Origin of the sequence: Achromobacter sp. MFA1 R4 (genome assembly GCF_900156745.1) — a bacterium.
Classification (GTDB): Bacteria; Pseudomonadota; Gammaproteobacteria; order Burkholderiales; family Burkholderiaceae_B; genus Achromobacter.
In genome coordinates, this window is record NZ_LT707065.1 from 280,144 (window position 1) to 300,132 (window position 19,989).

The 19,989-nt window shown below is 67.0% G+C and carries 19 protein-coding genes and 1 rRNA gene; 15 read left to right on the forward strand and 5 right to left on the reverse strand.

The window, feature by feature from the left end; genetic code table 11:
• Positions 1-6: 6 nt before the first annotated feature.
• Positions 7-1,167 (reverse strand): D-alanyl-D-alanine carboxypeptidase family protein, encoded by a 1,161-nt coding sequence (locus BXA00_RS01190; protein ID WP_083714128.1) that lies wholly within the window; start codon positions 1,165-1,167, stop codon positions 7-9.
• A 364-nt stretch (positions 1,168-1,531) separates the two neighbouring features.
• Between BXA00_RS01190 and BXA00_RS01195 the strand changes: the two genes are divergently transcribed.
• From BXA00_RS01195 to BXA00_RS01235, 9 genes are all read left to right on the forward strand, one after another.
• Positions 1,532-1,990: an HU family DNA-binding protein gene (locus BXA00_RS01195; protein WP_076515533.1), complete on the forward strand. Its 459-nt coding sequence runs from the start codon at positions 1,532-1,534 to the stop codon at positions 1,988-1,990.
• A gap of 158 nt (positions 1,991-2,148) precedes the next feature.
• The gene (locus BXA00_RS01200) at positions 2,149-2,661 is read left to right on the forward strand and encodes a MarR family winged helix-turn-helix transcriptional regulator (RefSeq protein ID WP_076515535.1); all 513 of its coding nucleotides are present in this window, start codon (positions 2,149-2,151) and stop codon (positions 2,659-2,661) included.
• Positions 2,662-2,761: 100 nt separating this feature from the next.
• The gene (locus tag BXA00_RS01205; RefSeq protein ID WP_076521730.1) at positions 2,762-3,922 is read left to right on the forward strand and encodes an MFS transporter; all 1,161 of its coding nucleotides are present in this window, start codon (positions 2,762-2,764) and stop codon (positions 3,920-3,922) included.
• Between the two features lie 87 nt (positions 3,923-4,009).
• The gene (gene leuS, locus BXA00_RS01210; protein ID WP_076521731.1) at positions 4,010-6,667 is read left to right on the forward strand and encodes a leucine--tRNA ligase; all 2,658 of its coding nucleotides are present in this window, start codon (positions 4,010-4,012) and stop codon (positions 6,665-6,667) included.
• An 11-nt stretch (positions 6,668-6,678) separates the two neighbouring features.
• Entirely contained in the window at positions 6,679-7,341 is a 663-nt protein-coding gene (lptE, locus tag BXA00_RS01215; RefSeq protein ID WP_076515537.1) for an LPS assembly lipoprotein LptE, read from the forward strand.
• A 3-nt stretch (positions 7,342-7,344) separates the two neighbouring features.
• The gene (gene holA / locus BXA00_RS01220; RefSeq protein ID WP_076515539.1) at positions 7,345-8,400 is read left to right on the forward strand and encodes a DNA polymerase III subunit delta; all 1,056 of its coding nucleotides are present in this window, start codon (positions 7,345-7,347) and stop codon (positions 8,398-8,400) included.
• A 122-nt stretch (positions 8,401-8,522) separates the two neighbouring features.
• On the forward strand, positions 8,523-9,803 hold the full coding sequence (locus BXA00_RS01225) for a glutamate-5-semialdehyde dehydrogenase (RefSeq protein ID WP_076515541.1): 1,281 nt from the start codon (positions 8,523-8,525) through the stop codon (positions 9,801-9,803).
• Positions 9,804-9,962: 159 nt separating this feature from the next.
• The gene (locus tag BXA00_RS01230; protein WP_172805840.1) at positions 9,963-10,343 is read left to right on the forward strand and encodes a hypothetical protein; all 381 of its coding nucleotides are present in this window, start codon (positions 9,963-9,965) and stop codon (positions 10,341-10,343) included.
• A 4-nt stretch (positions 10,344-10,347) separates the two neighbouring features.
• A complete protein-coding gene (locus tag BXA00_RS01235; RefSeq protein ID WP_076515543.1) occupies positions 10,348-11,169 on the forward strand; it encodes a 2-keto-4-pentenoate hydratase in 822 nt (273 codons plus the stop codon).
• A 54-nt stretch (positions 11,170-11,223) separates the two neighbouring features.
• Here BXA00_RS01235 and BXA00_RS01240 read toward each other — a convergent pair whose 3' ends face one another.
• Positions 11,224-12,639, reverse strand: a complete 1,416-nt coding sequence (locus BXA00_RS01240; protein ID WP_076515545.1) for an amidase family protein — start codon at positions 12,637-12,639, stop codon at positions 11,224-11,226.
• Positions 12,640-12,723: 84 nt separating this feature from the next.
• The gene (locus BXA00_RS01245; RefSeq protein ID WP_076515547.1) at positions 12,724-13,593 is read right to left on the reverse strand and encodes a LysR family transcriptional regulator; all 870 of its coding nucleotides are present in this window, start codon (positions 13,591-13,593) and stop codon (positions 12,724-12,726) included.
• Positions 13,594-13,706: 113 nt separating this feature from the next.
• Between BXA00_RS01245 and BXA00_RS01250 the strand changes: the two genes are divergently transcribed.
• From BXA00_RS01250 to BXA00_RS01265, 4 genes are all read left to right on the forward strand, one after another.
• Positions 13,707-15,101 carry an MFS transporter gene (locus BXA00_RS01250; RefSeq protein ID WP_076515549.1) on the forward strand — a complete coding sequence of 465 codons (1,395 nt, stop codon included), beginning with the start codon at positions 13,707-13,709 and terminating at the stop codon, positions 15,099-15,101.
• Between the two features lie 72 nt (positions 15,102-15,173).
• The gene (locus tag BXA00_RS01255) at positions 15,174-16,133 is read left to right on the forward strand and encodes a 3-hydroxyacyl-CoA dehydrogenase NAD-binding domain-containing protein (RefSeq protein ID WP_076515551.1); all 960 of its coding nucleotides are present in this window, start codon (positions 15,174-15,176) and stop codon (positions 16,131-16,133) included.
• 80 nt (positions 16,134-16,213) lie between these two features.
• Entirely contained in the window at positions 16,214-16,486 is a 273-nt protein-coding gene (locus BXA00_RS01260) for a GNAT family N-acetyltransferase (protein ID WP_076515553.1), read from the forward strand.
• Positions 16,487-16,504: 18 nt separating this feature from the next.
• On the forward strand, positions 16,505-16,909 hold the full coding sequence (locus BXA00_RS01265) for a YchJ family protein (RefSeq protein ID WP_076515555.1): 405 nt from the start codon (positions 16,505-16,507) through the stop codon (positions 16,907-16,909).
• A gap of 69 nt (positions 16,910-16,978) precedes the next feature.
• Here the strand turns inward: BXA00_RS01265 and BXA00_RS01270 are convergent, their stop codons facing one another.
• Positions 16,979-17,839 (reverse strand): LysR substrate-binding domain-containing protein, encoded by an 861-nt coding sequence (locus BXA00_RS01270; protein ID WP_076515557.1) that lies wholly within the window; start codon positions 17,837-17,839, stop codon positions 16,979-16,981.
• Between the two features lie 266 nt (positions 17,840-18,105).
• Between BXA00_RS01270 and BXA00_RS01275 the strand changes: the two genes are divergently transcribed.
• Complete coding sequence (locus BXA00_RS01275) at positions 18,106-18,819, forward strand: haloacid dehalogenase type II (RefSeq protein WP_076515559.1); 714 nt, start codon at positions 18,106-18,108, stop codon at positions 18,817-18,819.
• A gap of 33 nt (positions 18,820-18,852) precedes the next feature.
• The gene (locus BXA00_RS01280) at positions 18,853-19,599 is read left to right on the forward strand and encodes an aldolase (protein ID WP_076515560.1); all 747 of its coding nucleotides are present in this window, start codon (positions 18,853-18,855) and stop codon (positions 19,597-19,599) included.
• A gap of 173 nt (positions 19,600-19,772) precedes the next feature.
• Here BXA00_RS01280 and rrf read toward each other — a convergent pair.
• Positions 19,773-19,885: ribosomal RNA gene (gene rrf / locus BXA00_RS01285) — 5S ribosomal RNA — on the reverse strand.
• Positions 19,886-19,989: the final 104 nt, after the last annotated feature.

Consider the following 19,989-nt stretch of genomic DNA (forward strand, 5'->3'; position numbering starts at 1 on the left):
CCTGCGTTATCCCTGCGAACCGCGCCACCACAGCCGGATGGAATCCCATGCACGCCCCGCGATGCCCGCCTCGGCCACCGGCTCCAGCGCCACCACCGGGAAATGCATCGCCGGCTTGCCGTCCACCATGACGCGCAACTCGCCCACCGTGGACTGCGCCGCGATCGGCGCGATCAGCGGCGCCTGCGGCGCCCACACGGACTCGACCTTGGCGCCCGCGGGCACCGTCACGTAGGCGTCGCGCGAGAAACCGGCCTTCAGGCTGTCGCTCTCGCCCTTCCAGACCTCCGGCGAGGCCACGGCCTGTCCGCGCGCATAGAGCTTGATGGTATTGAACCCCTGGAAGCCCCACTCCAGCAACTCGCGGCTTTCCTGCGTGCGCAGCTTGTCGGATGCGGTGCCGACCACCACGGTGATGAGCCGGCGCTGATCGTCGCCATTGGCCCGCCGCGCCGTGGCGATGATGCAATATCCGGCCGAATCCGTATGCCCGGTCTTCAGGCCGTCCACGCTGGGATCCAGCCACAGCAGGCGGTTGCGGTTGGACTGCGTGATCTTGTTGAACGTGAATTGCCTGGCCGAATCGTAAGTCTTGTAGAGCTGCGGAAAATCGCGGATGAAGCGCGTGGCCAGGATCGACAGGTCGCTCGCGGTGGAATACGTGCCGGGGTCCGGCAATCCATGCGGACTGGCGAAATGCGTGGCGTGCAGGCCCAGCCGGGCCGCGGTGTCGTTCATCCGCGCGACAAAGGCCTCGACGCTGCCCGACACGGCCTCGGCCAGCGCGATGGCCGCATCATTGCCCGACTGGATCATCAGCCCGCGCAGCAGGTCGTCCACGCTCACCTTCGAATTGGGCTCCAGGAACATCTTCGAACTGCCCGCCGGCACCTTCCACGCCCGCGTCGAAATCGTGACCAATTGGCTGGCCGTCAGCTCTTTCTTCGTCAGCGCGTCGAACACGACGTAGGCCGTCATGATCTTGGTCAAGGACGCCGGCTCGATGCGCGACGTGGCCGCGTGCGACGCAATGACCTGCCCGCTGGTTTCGTCCAGCAGCAGCCAGGCCTTGGCCGACAGCGCCGGCGCGGGCATCGATTGCGCCATGGCGCCGGATATACAAGCGGTCGCAACGAGCAGGCTCGCCGCCAACTTCTTCATCAACATATAGCTGCTTCACTTCCATGCGTGGTTTCTTTCGGCGCGCGACGGGCCTGCCATGCCTGGCCCCGCGCGCCGCCCGCAATTTGAACACGCGCCGCAAGATAGGTTCACCGGCCGGAATTGCTGGCGCGATTCCTGCCGCTATTTGCACCGCGATTCCCGCCATGATTTCGCGCGCCTTTTGTCACGACATCTTGCGAAACCCCTTGCAGAAGGCACTTTTCTGCGGTGAAAACAACAAACAGTGGCTTAAAACCCGTTGGAAAGCCGCATCTGGCGCCGCTCTTCCGCTATCATCGGGCGCGTAGCGTCAAATGCCGATATCCGGCACGCGCTGCTCCATGTCCTCAACATACGGATTTTGACCATGGCCACGAAAGCTAAAGCTCCTGCCAAGAAAGTCACCAAGACCGCCGTCAAGGCGCCCGCAAAGAAGGCAACCGCCGCCAAGCCCGCCGTGAAGCCGGCTGCCAAGAAGGTCGTCGCCGCCAAGAAGGTCGCTGCCGCCCCCAAGGCCATCAAGGCTGCGATGAACAAGACCCAGCTCATCGCCTACATCGTTGAGCAATCCGGCGTCGAAGCCAAGTCGGTCAAGGCCGTTCTGGCCAGCCTGGAAACCTCGGTGCTGGGCTCCGTGGACAAGAAGGGCGCTGGCGAATTCACGCTGCCCGGCCTGTTCAAGGTCGCCGTGCAGAAGGTTCCCGCCAAGGCCAAGCGCTTCGGCAAGGATCCGTTCACGGGTGAAGAGCGCTGGTTCCCCGCCAAGCCGGCTTCGGTCAAGGTGAAGGTTCGCCCGCTCAAGAAGCTGAAGGACGCCGCGCAGTAATTTCCTTACGCGCTGTATCCGGTCAAGCCGGGAAGGGCCCGCCTCGAAAGAGGCGGGCCCTTCTTTTTTTTCGCCGAGGACTTTGCGACGGCCCCGCATCACGGGTAGAATTTATCTTCACGTTAAGATACTTCACATTAAAACAGTGGCCATCAACCATGAATGATCTCGTCGACCAGGTGATTTCGCAGTGGACTACGCAGTGCCCCACGCAGGACTTCGCCGCCATGTCGGTCGTTGCGCGCCTGTTCCGCCTGAACGCGTTCGCCACCCGCAACGTCAACCGCTCGTTCCGCCAGCACAACCTGCACCAGGGCGAGTTCGATGTGCTTGCCACGCTCTACCGCAGCGGCGCGCCCCACGCGATGAATCCGCAGAAACTCGTCGAGGCCCTGCTGCTCACGTCCGGCGCCATGACCAACCGCCTGGACCGGCTGGAACAGGCGGGTCTCTTGGTGCGCAATCCCAATCCGCAGGACCGGCGCGGCATCATCGTGTCGCTCACCGCCGAAGGCCTGCGCCTGATCAAGGTCGTGCTCAAGGAATACCTGACGGACCTGAATGAACTGCTGGACCCGCTGTCCGCCGCCGAGCGCCGGCAGTTGGCCGGGCTCTTGAAAAAGCTGCTGCTCAAGCAGGACCAGGACACCCCCGGCAGCGTCGGCGCCTGAGCGGCGCACCATACATCCCGCCCCACTCCATTTCCGCATCCGATCAGTGACTACCTCCACGCCATCCTCGCCCACGCTGACCGCGCCCATCATCCTGCTGATGTCCGTGGCCACCGGCCTGGCCGTCGCCAGCAATTACTACGCGCAGCCGCTGCTGCACACCATCGGCCAGCAGTTCGCGATCTCGAACGCCACGGCCGGCGCCATCGTCACCACCGCGCAACTGAGCTACGCGGTGGGGCTGATGCTGCTGGTGCCGCTGGGCGACATGTTCGAGCGCCGCGCGCTGATCGTGCTGATGAACGTCCTGGCCGCGGGCGGGCTGCTGATTTCCGCCTTCGCCACGAACATCGCGGTACTCATCCTGGGCACGGCGCTGACCGGCATGCTGTCCGTCGTGGCCCAGATCCTCGTGCCCTTCGCCGCCACCCTCGCGGCCCCGCATGAGCGCGGCAAGGCCGTCGGCACCGTCATGAGCGGGCTGCTGCTGGGCATCCTGCTGGCCCGCACCGCCGCCGGCGCGCTGGCCGACGTGGGCAGTTGGCGCACGGTGTACTGGGTGGCCGCCATCCTGATGCTGTGCATGTCCGGGGTCCTGTGGCGGGTGCTGCCCCGCTACCAGAGCCCCACGGCGATGAGCTATCCGCAACTGCTGGGCTCGATTCTGCGCATGTTCGTCGAGGAACCGCTGTTCCGCGCCCGGTCCCTTATCGGCGGGCTGCTGTTCGCCGCCTTCAGCATGCTATGGACGCCGCTCACCTTCCTGTTGTCCGGCCCGCCCTATGAATACAGCAACACCACCATCGGCCTGTTCGGCCTGGCGGGCGCGGCCGGCGCCTATGCCGCCAACCGCTTCGGACGCCTGGCCGACCGGGGCCTGGGCAATCTTGCCACCCGCGTGGGCCTGTTGCTGCTTTTGGGTTCCTGGGGACTGATGGCGTTCGGCCAGGTTTCGGTGATCGCCCTGCTGGCCGGCATCCTGGTGCAGGATCTGGCGATCCAGGGCGTCCATGTCACCAATACCAGTTCCATCTACCGCCTGCGGCCCGAGGCGCGCAGCCGCCTGACGGCCGGCTACGTCACCTGCTACTTCATCGGCGGGGCGTCCGGTTCGCTGGTATCGTCCTGGCTCTACGCCCATTTCGGGTGGCCCGCCGTGGTGACCGCGGGCGCCGTGCTGGCGGCCGTGACGCTGGCGTATGGCGCCCTCGCGCCCAGTGCGCGCATCCCGGAAACGCCCCCGGCGCCTGCCCGCGCCTAGCACCTCCTATAATCAGGGGTTTTGACCGCCACCGCGCCCCGGCGCGATGGGGCGGCTCACCCCTTTTTTGCCACCGCGCACGAGCCCATGCAGGAACGCTACCTCCCCACTACCGTCGAAGCGGCCGCCCAACAAGACTGGCAGGCCCGCGACGTCTATCTGGTCCAAGAACACGCCAAGAACGCCGACGGCTCCGAAAAGCCCAAGTTCTACGCCTGCTCCATGCTGCCCTATCCCAGCGGCAAGCTGCACATGGGCCACGTGCGCAACTACACCATCAACGACATGATGGCCCGCCAGCTGCGCATGCGCGGCTACAACGTCCTGATGCCCATGGGCTGGGACGCCTTCGGCATGCCGGCGGAAAACGCCGCCATCAAGTCCAAGGTGCCGCCCGCCAAGTGGACCTACGACAACATCGCCTACATGAAGAAGCAGATGAAGGCGATGGGTCTGGCGATCGACTGGACGCGCGAGATGTGCGCCTGCGATCCGCAGTACTACAAGTGGAACCAGTGGCTGTTCCTGAAGATGCTCGAAAAGGGCGTCGCCTACCGCAAGACCCAGGTCGTGAACTGGGACCCGGTCGACCAGACCGTGCTGGCCAACGAACAGGTCATCGACGGCCGCGGCTGGCGCTCGGGCGCGCTCGTTGAAAAGCGCGAGATCCCCGGCTACTACCTGCGCATCACCGATTACGCCGACGAACTGCTGGGCGCCGTCCAGAACGACCTGCCCGGCTGGCCTGAACGCGTGCGCCTGATGCAGGAGAACTGGATCGGCAAATCCGAGGGCTTGCGCTTTGCCTTCCCGCACCAGATCGCCGGCCAGGACGGCCAGCTCATCCAGGACGGCAAGCTGTACGTCTTCACGACCCGCGCCGACACGATCATGGGCGTGACCTTCTGCGCCGTGGCGCCGGAACACCCCCTGGCCACGCACGCCGCCGCCAGCAATCCCCAGCTCGCCGCGTTCATCGAACAATGCAAGCTGGGTGGCACCACCGAGGCCGAAATGGCCACGCGCGAAAAAGAAGGCATGCCCACGGGCCTGTTCGTCACGCACCCCATCACGGGCGCGCAGGTCGAGGTCTGGGTCGGCAACTACGTGCTCATGACCTATGGCGACGGCGCCGTCATGGGCGTGCCGTCGCACGACGAGCGCGACTTCGCCTTCGCCAAGAAATACGGCCTGCCCATCGTGCAGGTCGTGGACGTGGCCGGCAAGGAATACTCCACCGACGCCTGGCAGGAATGGTACGGCGACAAGCAGTCGGGCCGCACCATCAACTCCGGCAAGTACGACGGCCTGACCTACAAGGAAGCCGTGGACGCCATCGCGGCCGACCTGGCCGAAAAGGGCCTGGGCGAAAAGCAGACCACCTGGCGCCTGCGCGACTGGGGCATCTCGCGCCAGCGCTACTGGGGCACCCCGATCCCCATCATCCACTGCGCGGACTGCGGTCCCGTGCCGGTGCCGGAGAAGGACCTGCCCGTGGTCCTGCCCGACGACCTCATTCCCGACGGCAGCGGCAACCCGCTGGCCAAGAACGAAGCCTTCCTGTCCTGCGCCTGCCCCAAGTGCGGCAAGCCCGCGCGCCGCGAAACGGACACGATGGACACGTTCGTGGACTCGTCCTGGTACTTCATGCGCTACACCTCGCCCGGCAACGACAACGCCATGGTGGACACGCGCAATGACTACTGGATGCCGATGGACCAGTACATCGGCGGCATCGAGCACGCCGTGCTGCACCTGCTGTATGCGCGCTTCTGGACCAAGGTCATGCGCGACATGGGCCTGCTCAACTTCGACGAGCCCTTCACCAAGCTGCTGTGCCAGGGCATGGTGCTCAACCACATCTACTCGCGCAAGACGCCCCAGGGCGGCATCGAATACTTCTGGCCCGAAGACGTCGACAACGTCTACGACGACCGCGGCGCCATCGTCGGGGCCAAGCTCAAGTCCGACGGCTCGGCCATCACCTATGGCGGCGTGGGCACGATGTCCAAGTCCAAGAACAACGGCGTCGACCCGCAATCGCTGATCGACACGCTGGGCGCCGACACGGCGCGCCTGTTCGTCATGTTCGCCAGCCCGCCCGAACAGACCCTCGAATGGTCCGACTCCGGCGTCGAAGGCTCCAACCGCTTCCTGCGCCGTCTCTGGTCCATCAGCTACGGCCACCGCGACGCCGTGGCGCGCGGCCTGGCCCAGGGAACCGACTGGGCGCAGGCCCCCGCCCCCGTCAAGGATCTGCGCCGCGAGGTCTACGGGCTGCTCAAGCAGGCCGACTACGACTACCAGCGCATCCAGTACAACACCGTCGTGTCGGCCTGCATGAAGATGCTGAACGCCATCGACGACGCCAAACTGCCCGAGGGCGCCGCCACCGACGCGGCCTACGCCGAGACCCTCGGCGTCCTGCTGCGCGTGCTGTATCCGGTCGTGCCGCACATCACCTGGCACCTGTGGCGCGACCTGGGCTACGCCCACGAGCTGGGCGACCTGCTCGACGCGCCCTGGCCCCACGTGGACGAAGCCGCCCTGGTCGCCGACGAGATCGAACTCATGCTCCAGGTCAACGGCAAGCTGCGCGGCTCGATCCGCGTGGCGGCCAAGGCCCCCAAGGAAGACATCGAAAAGCTGGCCGCCAGCCAGGAAGAGGTCGCCCGATTCCTGGAAGGCCGTCCGCCCAAGCGCGTCATCGTGGTGCCGGGCAAACTGGTCAACGTCGTAGGCTGATGAGGTCAAGCATGTACTTCGCCGGGCAACAAACGCAACTTTCCCGCCAAACCTGGCTGCTGCGCGGCGCCTGCCTGGCGCTGTTCATGCTGCTCTCGGCCTGCGGCTTCGCGCTGCGGGGCGTGACCCCGATGCCGTTCGACCGGATGTACGTGGGCATTCCCGACACGACCCAGTTCGGCGCGGACGTGCGCCGCGCCCTGCGCGCGGCCTCGCCCAACACCAAGCTGGTGGACTCGCCCAAGGAAGCGCAGGCGATCTTCCAGCAGGTGAACGACTCGCGCACCCTGCGCGAGGTTTCGCTCAACGCCCAGGGCCGCGTCGAATCCTACGAACTCGGCATCAACTACACGTTCCGCCTGATCGACGCCCAGGGCCGCGTGCTGGTGCCCGACACCACGCTGTCGATCTTCCGCGAAATGCCGTACGACGACCAGGTGGTGCAGGCCAAGCAGGGCCAGATCGACACCCTGTTCAAGGCCATGCAGCGCGATCTGGTGTCGCGCGTGCTGCGCCGTATCACGGCGCCGGACGTGCACAAGGCGTTCGAAGCCGCGCAGGCCGGCGAAGACACCGGCGAAACCCCGCTCTTCAACCCGAACGAGCCGCAGCCGCAGCGTGTGCCCACGCCGTGGCAGACGCCGTCCGTCACCGATCCGACCAACGTGCGCTAGCCCATGGCACAGCCCCTGGACGCGGATCGGCTGGCCGAACACCTGCAGCGGCCCGGCAACCGGCTGGCGCCGCTGTATACGGTCTCCGGCGACGAGCCGCTGCTGGTGACCGAGGCGGTGGACGCGCTGCGCGCCGCCGCGCGCAACGCGGGCTACACCGAGCGCCTGTCCATGGTGATGGACGCGCGCAGCGACTGGAGCGCCGTCATCGCCGCCACGCAGAGCGTGTCGCTCTTCGGCGACCGCCGCATCCTCGAAATCAAGATCCCCACCGGCAAGCCTGGCAAGTCCGGCGCCGACACCCTGGCCAAGCTGGCCGAACAGGCCGAAAAGCAGCCGGACGCCGACACCCTGGTGCTGATCTCCCTGCCCCGGCTGGACAAGGCCACGCGGGAAAGCCGCTGGATGCAGGCGCTGACCCGCGCCGGCATGACGGTCGACATCGCCAGCATCGAACGCGCGCGCCTGCCCGCCTGGGTCGGCATGCGGCTGGCGCGCCAGAACCAGCGCGCCGACAGCGCCACCCTGCAATGGATGGCCGACAAGGTCGAAGGCAACCTGCTCGCCGCCCACCAGGAAATCCAGAAGCTGGGCCTGCTCTACCCCGAAGGCCAGCTTGCGCCCGAGGACGTGGAGCGCGCCGTGCTGAACGTCGCGCGCTACGACGTCTTCGGCCTGCGCGACGCCATGCTGGCCGGCGACATCGGCCGCACCATCCGCATGATCGACGGCCTGCGCGCCGAAGGCGAGGCGCTGCCGCTGGTGCTGTGGGCGGTCGGCGAAGAAATCCGCCTGCTCGCGCGCGTCGCCGAGGCTCGGGCGCTGGGCCAGGACGCCAACGGACTGATGCGGCGCCTGCGCATCTTCGGCGCCCACGAGCGCCTGGCGCTGCAGGCCCTGAACCGGGTCCAGCCCGGCGTCTGGCCCGCCGCCGTGCAGCATGCCCACGAAGTCGACCGGCTGATCAAGGGCCTGTCGGTTCCCGGGCGCCTCTCCGACCCCTGGGAAGAAATGACCCGCCTGGCGCTGCGCGTGGCCGCCGCCGGCGGACGACCGTGAAGGCGGCCTGGCCGCCGCCTTCGACTCGTCCCCCTCATCCGGTCGGCAGACCGGATCTCGCCCGGCCCCGTGGCCGGATATACACTGACTCTCCAGGCGGCGCCCCGCGCCGCCCCACCTCCATGATCGACGCCGCCATGTCCTCGTCCTCCATCGAACAAGCCATGCTCACCCTGGGCGAAAACGCCCGCCGCGCCTCGCGCGCCATGATGCGCGCCGACAGCGCGGCCAAGAACCAGGCGCTGCTCGCCATGGCCGACGCCCTGGCCGCCAGCCACGACGAATTGAAGGCCGCCAATGAACGCGACGTCGCCGCCGCGCGCGCCAACGGCCTGGAGCCGGCCCTGCTCGACCGGCTGACGCTGTCGGACAAGACGCTGGCGCACATGGCCGAAGGCCTGCGCCAGATCGCCGCCCTGCCCGATCCCATCGGCAGCATCACCGCCACCACGGTGCGGCCCAATGGCATGCGCGTCGCCCAGATGCGCGTCCCGCTGGGCGTGATCGGCATCATTTATGAATCCCGCCCCAACGTCACGATCGACGCCGCGGCCCTGTGCCTGAAGTCCGGCAACGCCGCCATCCTGCGCGGCGGCAGCGAAGCGCTGCATTCCAACGTGGCGCTGGGCCGCATCGTGCAGACTGGCCTGGCCGCTGCCGGCCTGCCGCAGGACGCGGTGCAGGTCGTCGCCACCACCGACCGCGCCGCGGTCGGCAAGCTCATCACCATGACCGAGCACATCGACGTGATCGTGCCGCGCGGCGGCAAGGGCCTCATCGCCCGCCTGTCGCAAGAGGCGCGCGTGCCGCTCATCAAGCACCTGGACGGCAACTGCCACATCTACATCGACGCGGCCGCGGACCCGGACAAGGCCCATGCCATCGCGCTGAACGCCAAGACCTACCGCTACGGCATCTGCGGCGCCATGGAAACCCTGCTGATCGACGCGGTGGCGGCGGTGTCCATCCTGCCCAGCCTGGCCGCCGCCTTCGCCGAGCACGGCGTGGAACTGCGCGGCTGCCCGCGCACGCTGGCGCTGCTGCCGCACGCCAAGGCCGCCACCGAAGAAGACTGGGCCACCGAATACCTGGCGCCTATCCTGGCCGTGCGGATCGTCGACACGCTGGATGACGCCATCGAACACATCGCGCGCTACGGCTCCGGCCATACCGACGCCATCGTGACGCAGGACCTGACGGCGGCCCAGCGCTTCCAGCGCGAAGTCGACTCCAGCTCGGTCTACGTCAACCTGCCCACCTGCTTTGCGGACGGCTTCGAATACGGCCTGGGCGCCGAGATCGGCATCTCCACGAACCGCCTGCATGCGCGCGGCCCGGTCGGCCTGGAAGGCCTGACCACGCTCAAGTGGGTCTTGACCGGCGAAGGCCAGACCCGCGGCTGACGCCCCTGCGGCGCCTCGTGCCCAGGCGCGCACTGACGCGGCCCTGAATGACGCGGCCCTGAACACGGGGCCGCGCCAAGTTCTCTACAATAGGGCCAGCTTTTTTTGCCCGAATTTGTCCATCCCACGCGGCCCGCCCGCGCATCGTTGAGATTCCCCATGCATTCTCCCGTCATGGCCATGGCCTTCAGCCTATTCGTGCTGTGCTTCATCACCTGCACGATCAGCGGCATCGTGCTGTTCTTCATCAAGACCCGGCAGATCAACGCCGCCATGAAGCATCCTTACCTGCAGCATCGGCCCTTCAACCAGTTCCCGCTGGCGATCCAGGCCGCAATCATGCTCGATTATTTTTTCCGGCTGATGTTTCCGGGCACCCGCTTCTGGCTGATCGGCAACGCCAACGACCTGCTCGGCCATGTCGATCCCAAGAAGCTCCCGCTTTCCTTGAAATGGCCGATCGTCGGTTTCTGGGGCTCGTGCTGGCTGGGCCTGATCGCCATGATCGTGCTCTGGATCATGCTGTTCCTGGGGATGTGAGCGCATGCAGATCGGATTCGAAGACTATCCCGGCAGCATCGAAGCCGCCCGTATCCTGATCGCGGCGCGCCTGGCCGGCATTGCCGGTCCGCGCTTGCCCGCGCACTGCCGGCCGCAATCGCTGAGCCAGGCCATTGCCGTACAGCGGTGCACCGCCGAACTGCTGCGCGAAACCCGGCAGGACGGCATCGCCGCCTGGAAGAGCGCCCTGCCTTCCCCGGAAAAGACCGTCGTGGCGCCCATCTACGCGTCGGGCACCGCGGATGCCGCCGCCGGACCGGTCCCCGCCCGCACCGACGTCGTGCGCATCGAGCCCGAAATCGCCTTCCAGATCGCCCGCGACCTCCCGCCGCGCGACACGCCCTACACCGAAGCCGAGATCGACGCCGCCGTCGGCAGCGCCCGACTCGCGCTGGAAATCCTGGGTTGCCGCTATGCGTCTCCAGAACATGCCAGCCTGCCCGAACTGCTGGCGGATCACATGTTCAACCAGGGACTGGTGCTGGGTCCCCGGATCGCATCGCCGGACGCGGCGCCGGGCAGCATGACCATCACGCTGACGGTCGATGGCGCCGAAGTCGAACAACACGCGGGCATCCATCCGAACGACCACCCCAAGGCCGGGCTGTACTGGCTGGCCAACTTCCTGCGCGAGCAGGGCCTGGGCCTGGCGGCCGGGCAGCACGTCATCACCGGCTCTTATGCCGGTTTCCTGGACGTGCCCGCCCACCGGGACATCGAACTGGCCTATGGCGATCTGGGCGTGCTGCGGGTGCGCTTCAGCAGCCAGGACGGCGCCAGCGGCCCGGTGTCTCCGGCCAGTTGACGGCGCGCAGCCCGCGGCCGGCAGGCTAACGGCTCGCCGTCCGCGGCCAACCGGTTAGCGGGACGCGGGCTCGGCGATGCTGACCGGCTCGCCGCCCGCCTCGATGATTTCTCCCACCGCCAGGCACAGATCCTCGCGGAACCGACCCGCCACCACCTGCACGCCCACCGGGCTGGGACCCGCGCTGCTCATAGCGCTGCCCATGGCCACGGACAGGCCGGGCAGTCCCATGAACGGCAAGCCGATCTGGGTCATCTGCGCGCGCCAGACGCGCGCATAGGCCGCATCCCCCTGCAGGTCGAGCTGGTCCGGGAAAGGCAATTCGGCCGACACCGGCAGCAGCAGCACCGGGTATTCGGCGAAGAACACCTCCCACATGCGCGTCAGCGTCGCCCGGCGCGTCAGCACCGCCGAAAAGCTCGCCAGGTCAGCGTTCGCCGCCCTGTCACGCTGGCCGGCCAGCGCCACCCGCGCACCGGGATCGCCTTCTTTTTCGGCGGCGGCGACCATCGCGTCGTAGCCGTCGGCCATCCACATCCGAATCTGCAGATCGGCCGCCTCCTGCATCGGTGGGGTCGCGTCCAGCGTATCGACCGTCCAGCCCGCATCGCTCAGCCGCCGCGCCGCTTCCTGCAGCGCCTTCACGATGGCGGGCTCGGTCTCCAGGCCGTCCGGATTCAGGCACAGCGCCGCCCGCCGGGGCACATCCGCGCCCGCCAGCGGAGCCGGCACCCACCAGGGATCGCGCGGGTCGGCAGCCGCCAGGGCAGCCAGCCCCAGCCGCACGTCGGCAATGGTGCGCCCCAGAGGCCCCGACACCGCCGTGATCTGTCCGCCGATCGAACGCTCGGGCAGCGAGGCGTTGTACGCCGCCACCCGTCCCAGCGTAGGACGCAGCCCATGCACGCCGCACGCGTAGGCGGGGTAGCGGATCGAGCCGGCAATATCGGTGCCGTGCGCCAGATGCCCGATGCCCGCGGCCACCGCCGACGCGGCGCCGCCGGAGGAGCCGCCCGGGGTCAGCGCCGGATTGCGGGGATTGCGGGTGTCGCCATGCAAGGCATTGCTGGTGAACCAACGCAGCGAAAACGCGGGCGTGTTCGTGCGTCCCAGAATCACCGCGCCTGCGCGCCGCAAATTGTCGACCACCGGACTGTTGCTTTTGGCGATCAGGTCTTTCTGCAGGCCCACGCCGTTGGTCGTGGCAAAGCCGGCCTGATCCACGTTGACCTTCACCGTGACGGGCACGCCCGCCAACATGCCGGGATCTTCCCCACGCGCCAGGGCGGCATCCACCCCGGCCGCCTGGGCCAGCACGTCTTCCGGACGATGATCCACCACCGCATTGATGGCGGGATTGACGGCATCGAGCCGCCGCAGCGCGCTTTGCGCGGCCTGGACGGCGGAGACTTCACGCTTGCGCACAAGGGCGGCAAGCTCAACTGCGGACAAACGCCAAAGATCGGTCACGCGCAACTCCTGGGGTCGTGGGTTTTGCTGCAAGCAGGCAAACCTTAGCGCCAGTCGCCCAAGCCCACAAGCCGCCGCGCGACGCTATTCGCTTTCCTCGAACACCTGGACGATCGCGTCGGCTACCGCTCGCACCCGCGCTGTGCGATTCAGGTCGCCGTGCATCACCAGCCACAGGTCGTAGCTTTCGCTGCGGCTCGGCCAGATGCGCACCAGGTCGGGATAGTCCGGCGCCATGTGGGTAGGCAGTTCGCCGATGCCCAGCCCCGCCACCACGGCGTCGATGATCATCAACCCGGAATTGACCTCGATGCCGATGCGGCCATTGCGGGTCGGCTCGCCGCACAGCGAGTCAGACCAGCCCGGCAGCACCGCCTGCTGATAGGCGACCAGGGTATGCCCGGCGAACGCCGTGCCGGGCTTGGGCTCGCCGTGCGCATCCAGGTAGGCGCGCGATGCATACAGCCCGACCTCCTTGCGCGCCAGGTGGCGATGGATGAGGTCCGGATTGTCGGGCTTGACGTTGCGGATCGCCAGGTCCGCTTCGCGGCGCGTCAGGTTGCTGATCTGGATGCCGGTGGACAGCACCATCCGGATGTCGGGATGCTCGGCATGGACCCGACGGATGGCCTCCATGAGGAAGTACCGGGCCACCGTTTCGGAGGACGCGACGCGCACGGCGCCCGACAGGCGGTGGTCCAGCCCCTGCATCTGGCGCTGGAGCTGATCGGCCGCCAGCTCCATGCGCTCGGCCGCGGCGAAGGCCAGCTCCCCCGCCGCAGTGGGCACGTAGCCGCCGGGCGTGCGCAGGAACAGGCGCGCGTCCAGCGAGGCCTCCAGCGCCGCCAGGCGCCTGCCCGCGGTGGCCTGGTCGATCTGCAGCACCGCCGCCGCGCCGCGCAGCGTCCCCACCCGGTAAATCGCCAGGAAGATCCTGGCGTTGTCCCAATCCATGCGCCGTCCTTGATGCAATTTTGCATGACTATAAAGCAATTATTCGGCTTTTTTGCATCATCGAAAACGCCTAATCTTCACCCCTCGCAAGCCGCCCGCAAACGCATCCCATCATGTCCTCCGCCTGCCGCCCCGCCCCTGCCCTGAACGCCCCGCCCGCCGCCGCCGGCTGGCTGCCCCTGGTCACCCTGGCCATCGGATTCGTCATGGCCATGCTGGACGTGACGGTCGTCAACGTGGCGCTCCCCAGCATTGCGCTCCAGTTCACGGTGCCGCTGACCGACCTGGTCTGGATCGTGGACGGCTACACCCTGACGTTCGCCGCGCTGCTGCTGCTCGCCGGCGCGCTGGCCGACCGCTACGGCGCCAAGACGCTCTACCTGACCGGCCTGGGTGTGTTCACTGGCGCCTCGCTGCTCTGCGGATTGGCGCCCGACGCCGACACCCTGATCGCCGCCCGCATGCTGCAAGGCGTCGGCGCCGCGCTCTTCATGCCCAGCTCGCTCAGCCTGCTCACGCACGCCTATGACGACGAACACGTGCGCAATCGCATGCTGGCGGCGTGGTCCGCCATCGTGGCGGTCGCGGGCGCGTCCGGCCCGCTGCTGGGCGGCGTGCTGATCCATCAATTCGGGTGGCGCGGCATCTTCCTCATCAACATTCCGCTGGGCCTGGCCGGCATATGGCTTGCCCGTCGACGCATCGCGGCCGCGCCTCGCCGTCCTCGCGCGCTCAATCCCCTGAGCCACGCGCTTGGCGTCGTGGCGTTGGCTGCGCTGTGCTTTGCGCTGATCCAGGGCAATGCCTACGGCTGGACCTCCCCGCCCATCGCCGCCACGGCGCTCCTGTGCGTGATCGCCACGGCACTCCTCGTGCGGCGCGAACGCCGGCACGCCGATCCGATCATCCCGCGCGCGCTGTTCGCCACCTCCCAATTTGCCGCCGCCAACGGCGTCGGCTTTCTCATCAACCTGGCGGCGTACGGCCAGTTGTTCCTGCTGAGTCTTTTCCTGCAGCATGCGCGCGGCGCCGACGCGCTGCAGACGGGCATCGAGCTGGTGCCGATGCTGGCCGTGTTTTCCATTGGCAACCTCATCTCTGGCCGCGTATCGGCGCGCTGGAACCTGCCGGCGTCGCTGCTGGGCGGCGTATCGCTCGCGGCGGCGATGAGCGCAATCGGCATGCTCGCCTTCTCTCCCGACGTTGCCTACTGGCCCTTCACGCTCGTCGTCGCCCTGGCCAACCTGGGCGTGGGCATCGCCGTGCCCGCCATGACCAGCATCGTCATGCAGGTGTCCGGCAAGCACCACGCCAACAGCGCCGCGGCGGCCCTGAATGCCAACCGCCAATCCGGCGCGCTGGTCGGCGTCGCGGTGATGGGCACCCTCCTGCACCTGCTGCCGGACTGGCGCGCCAGCCTGCCCGCGGCCTATGCCGTGATCGCGGCCAGCTACGGGCTCACGGTCGCGCTGGCATGGCGCCATCTTCGCCGGGCCCGCAACGCCTGACGCGCGCCAGCCTGCATGGCAAGGGCCACGGGTTTGCTTCACAATGACGCAAACCCGAACAAGGAGACCTGCATGTCCAGCCCTGCCGCGACCAGCCCTGACTCGTCCCGCTCCATCCGCCGCGTCGCCATCGTCGGCGCCGGCACCATCGGCGCCAGTTGGGCGGCGCTGTTTCTCGCGCAGGGCCTGGAAGTCGTGGTCAGCGATCCCGGCCCGCACGCGCAGGGGCAGACCATCGCGCGCGTGCAGGCGGCATGGCCGGTCCTGACCGAGCTGGGCCATGTCCGGGCGGGCGCCACGCCCGGCGCGCTACGCTTCGAACCCGATCTGGAAGCGGCATTGGCCGGGGTGGACTTCGTGCAGGAAAACGCGCCGGAGCGCGAAGACTTCAAAACCGACCTCTTCGCGCGCATGGACGCCGTGCTGCCCCCGCACGTGATCGTCGCATCCAGTTCGTCCGGCCTCATCATGAGCCGGCTCCAATCGCGCTGCCGCCATCCCGAGCGATTCGTGATCGGCCATCCCTTCAACCCGCCCCATCTGATTCCGCTCGTGGAGGTGGTGGGCGGCGACCAGACCTCCGCGCAGACGATGGACCGCGCCATCGACTTCTACCGCAGCATGGGCAAGCATCCCATCCGGCTGAACAAAGAAGTGCCCGGCCATATTGCCAACCGCCTGCAAGCCGCGTTGTGGCGCGAAGCCATCCACCTCGCCGCCGAAAACGTCGCCAGCGTCGCGGACATCGACGCCGCCGTATCGCAAGGCCCGGGCCTGCGCTGGGCGCTCTTCGGACCGCACATGACATTCAACCTGGGCGGCGGCGAAGGCGGGATGGCGCATTTCATGCACCACCTGCTCGGTCCGGTGCAGACCTGGTGGGATGACCTCGGCGCGCCCGACGTCACACCCGACCTGCAGCAACGCCTCATCGAGGGCGTCAACGCCGAGGCCGGCCATCGCAGCATCGCCGATCTCGTCGAGACACGCGACGCGCAGCTCACGGCGCTGATCAAGACTTTGCGGCGCTGACCGACACCTTGCGGCATTGATCCAGACCTGAGGCCACTTTCCCGGACCTTGCCTCATTTCCAACCAAGGAATGTTCTCGAATGATCTCCGTGACTCACGACACCGAACGCTCCCGCTTCACCGCCACCGTCGACGGCGTGCTGTGCGTGCTGGACTATCAACTGCAGGACGGCGCCATGGCCATCACGCACACCGGCGTGCCCAGTGCGGTGGGCGGACGCGGCATCGCCGCCGAGTTGACGCGCCACGCGCTGCTCACCGCGCGCACGAACGGCTGGAAGGTGCGTCCCTATTGCTCTTACGCCGACGCCTACATCCGTCGCCATCCCGAATACGCCGACCTGCTGGCCTGATCACACCGCCCATCCCCCGTGTCCAAGCAACCCAGCCCTTCCAAGACACCCTGCCCTTGCGGCCGGCCCGCGGCCTATCCCGACTGCTGCGGCCGCTGGCATGACGGCCCGCAGGCGTTGCAAGCGCCCACCGCCGAAGCCCTGATGCGCTCGCGCTACAGCGCGTTCGTCATGGACAAGCTCCCCTACCTGCTTGCCACCTGGCATCCCAGCACACGTCCCGCTTCGCTCGAACCCAATCCCCCCGGCCTGAAATGGCTGGGCCTCGACGTCAAGGCAGCCGCCGGCCAGGACGCGGACCACGCCACCGTCGAATTCGTCGCCAGAAGCCGCCTGGACGGACGCGCCAGCCGCATGCACGAGACCAGCCGTTTCGTGCGCGAAGGCGGGCAGTGGTTCTACGTGGACGGCGACCTGCGCTGATCCCCGCCCGCCGGGCATCGCCGCAACGCCCTCATGCCCCGATATCGGGGCCAATAGCTTGAGTCCCCGTCATCCCCCGACGTCGGGGCCGATGGCTTGCTCGAGCGCGACAATCAAATCCTGCTCTACCGCGCCGAAAGCGCGCGTATCGCCCACAATCGCCAATTCCGTAGGCGGCACCGCGGCGAATCCGTCCGCCTCGCCCAGTTCGCGGTGCGACGCCAGGCGAGCGAATGCCGGCAACAGGCTCACCCCCAGTCCCGCCGCCACCGCCGCTTGCACACCGGCAAGACTATGGCTGAGATACGCAATGTGCCAAGGCCGACCCGCGCTTTCCAGTGCGTAGATCATCCGTTTTCGATAGATACAGCCCTGCGGAAACAAGACCAGCGGCACCGGCCCCGATTCCCCGTTCCGCCGCCGGCCGTCCACCCAGACCAGCCGTTCCGGCCACGCCGCCAGGCAAGCGCCGTCGCCCGGTTCGCGCTTGACCAGCGCCAGATGCAGGTCCCCGGACGCCAACCCGGCGCGCAGCTCCGCGCTCATGCCGCTCACGGTCTCAAGCCGCACCTCCTCATGGCTGGCGGCAAACTCGGCCAGCAGCACGGTCAGGCGCGACACGTCAAAATCCTCCGGCACCCCCAACCGCAGCACGCGCGCGGACCGCGGCGCAGAAAACACATGCTCCGCTTCGCCCGCAATGGCGAGCAGCCGCCGGGCATAAGCCAACATGAGCTCGCCGTCTTCGGTGACAGACACATTTCCACCGGCGCGGTCGCGCAGCAACAGCGTCTTGCCGACGCTTTGCTCCAGCTTGCGCACCTGCTGGCTGACCGTCGACTGCGTGCGATGCACACGCCGGGCAGCCCGCGTGAAACTACCCTCTTCGACGACGCACACCAGCGTTTTCAGGAGTTCAAGGTCCAACATCGGGTTTCGTGGATTGGGGTTCGTGGATCGGGATTCGGGATTCGGGATTCGGGAATTGGATTTGCAGTCGGGCTCGCCGTCGGCGTCGGAACTCGGAACTCGGAACTCGGAACTCGTGGTCGACCATGCCACCACAAGCAGAACGGCATTCCTCCCTGCCGAATCGATATCTAAAAAACCACTAAGAAGAATTCAATTATTAATTTTACAACTACAGCCTGGAATCTTACGCTGAAGGATCAACCCATCCCCCTCGAGGAACTGACATGCCGCTGGATCAACTCCCCCGCCCGCAATGGCTTACCTTCGACTGCTACGGCACCCTCATTCAGTGGGACGAAGGACTGCAATCTGCCGTGGTGCGGATCCTGGCCGCCCATCCGGGCTCGACACCGCCACCCACCGCTGCGCAGTTCCTGCACGTATACGATGCGCACGAACACCGGCTGGAACGCACCCCGCCCTACCGCCGCTTCGCGGATGTCACGCGCCAATCGCTACGCCTGACCATGGAGCATTTTGGCCTGGCCTATCGGCCCGAAGACGCCGAAACGCTCACGGGCAGCATTTCGCGCATGCCTCCGTTTCCCGAAGTCGTGGCCACGCTCGCCACGCTCAAGCAGGCCGGCTTTCGCCTTTGCATCATCTCCAATACGGACGACGACATCATTGCCGGCAATGTCGCGCAGTTGGGCGGACATATCGACCGGGTCATCACTGCCCAACAAGCCCAAGCCTATAAACCGGCGCGCGCCATCTTCGACCACGCCCACGCCGAACTGGGCGTCACCCGCGATGAGGTCGTGCACATCTGCGCCAGCCCGCACCTGGATCTGGCCGCCGCCCGCGACCTCGGGTTTCGCTGCATCTGGATCGACCGCGGCACCGGCCGCAAACCCTTGCCTGACTACCAGCCGGACGCTACCGTAGCGACTCTGGATCGCGTCCCCGGCCTTTTTCAAGAAGCCGGGTGGCTTTGATCCCCCTATTCCACTCTGACCTCAAAGGCTGCCATGAACCAGGAACCCCGCTTTGCCGAAGCGCTCTTCCATGCCGACACCGTCGCCGCATTGCGGGCCGATCTGGCTCTGGCCCTGCGCGCCGCCGCGGCCCACGGACTCGGCGAAGGCGTCTGCAACCATTTCAGCGTCGCCTTGCCCGGCGACCCCGACCATTTCCTGCTGAATCCGCGCGGCCTGATGTGGAACGAGGTCCACGCAGACGACATCGTGCTGGTCGACGCCCACGGCAACAAACTCGCCGGCCGGCACGAGATCGAACCGACCGCCATGTTCATCCACGCCGCCATCCACCGCATCGCCGGCAAGGCCTGCGTCCTGCACACACACATGCCGTACGCCACCGCCCTCACGCTCACCAGCGACCGGGGATTGGACACCACCCTGTCCCAGAACGCGATGCGCTTTCATGGCCGCCTCGCCATCGACGAGCACTACAACGGCCTGGCGCTCGACGTCTCCGAAGGCGAGCGCATTGCACGCGCCATGCAGGGCGCCGACATCGTATTCCTGGGCAACCATGGCGTCGTCGTCTGCGGCGAACGCATCGATCATGCCTACGACGATCTCTTCTTCCTGGAGCGCGCCTGTACCGCCCAGGTCCTCGCGCAATCCACGGGTCGCCCGCTGGTGCCCGTCAATCCCGAGCTCGCTTCCAAGGTCGCCGCCCAAATCCAGAGCGAACGCCTGCAATCCGAACTGTTTTTCCAGGCCCTGCGCCGCCAACTATCTGAACAGTAAACACCCGCGCCCCAACAGAGCCAAAGTATTGCCCTTGATCAGTTGACGGCTACCGATCACCCAAAAAACAAAACCCCTCGCGGCGCAAGCCGCGAGGGGTTCAATCAATCAATTCACTCTGCACAAAAAACAAACCCCCGCAGGGTATCCCTGCGGGGGTTTGCACAATAAAAGCCTGACGATGACCTACTTTCACAGACGTCCGTCCACTATCATCGGCGCAAAGGCGTTTCACTGTCCTGTTCGGGATGGGAAGGAGTGGTACCACCTTGCTATGGTCGTCAGGCGTAACGGGTTGAGCGGTTGCGGGTTAGGCAACGGCTCCAATCTTGGAAGAAGCGCAACGTGTGGTGGTCAGAGCTTGGGCTCGATGATCACGCACAGTGGGTG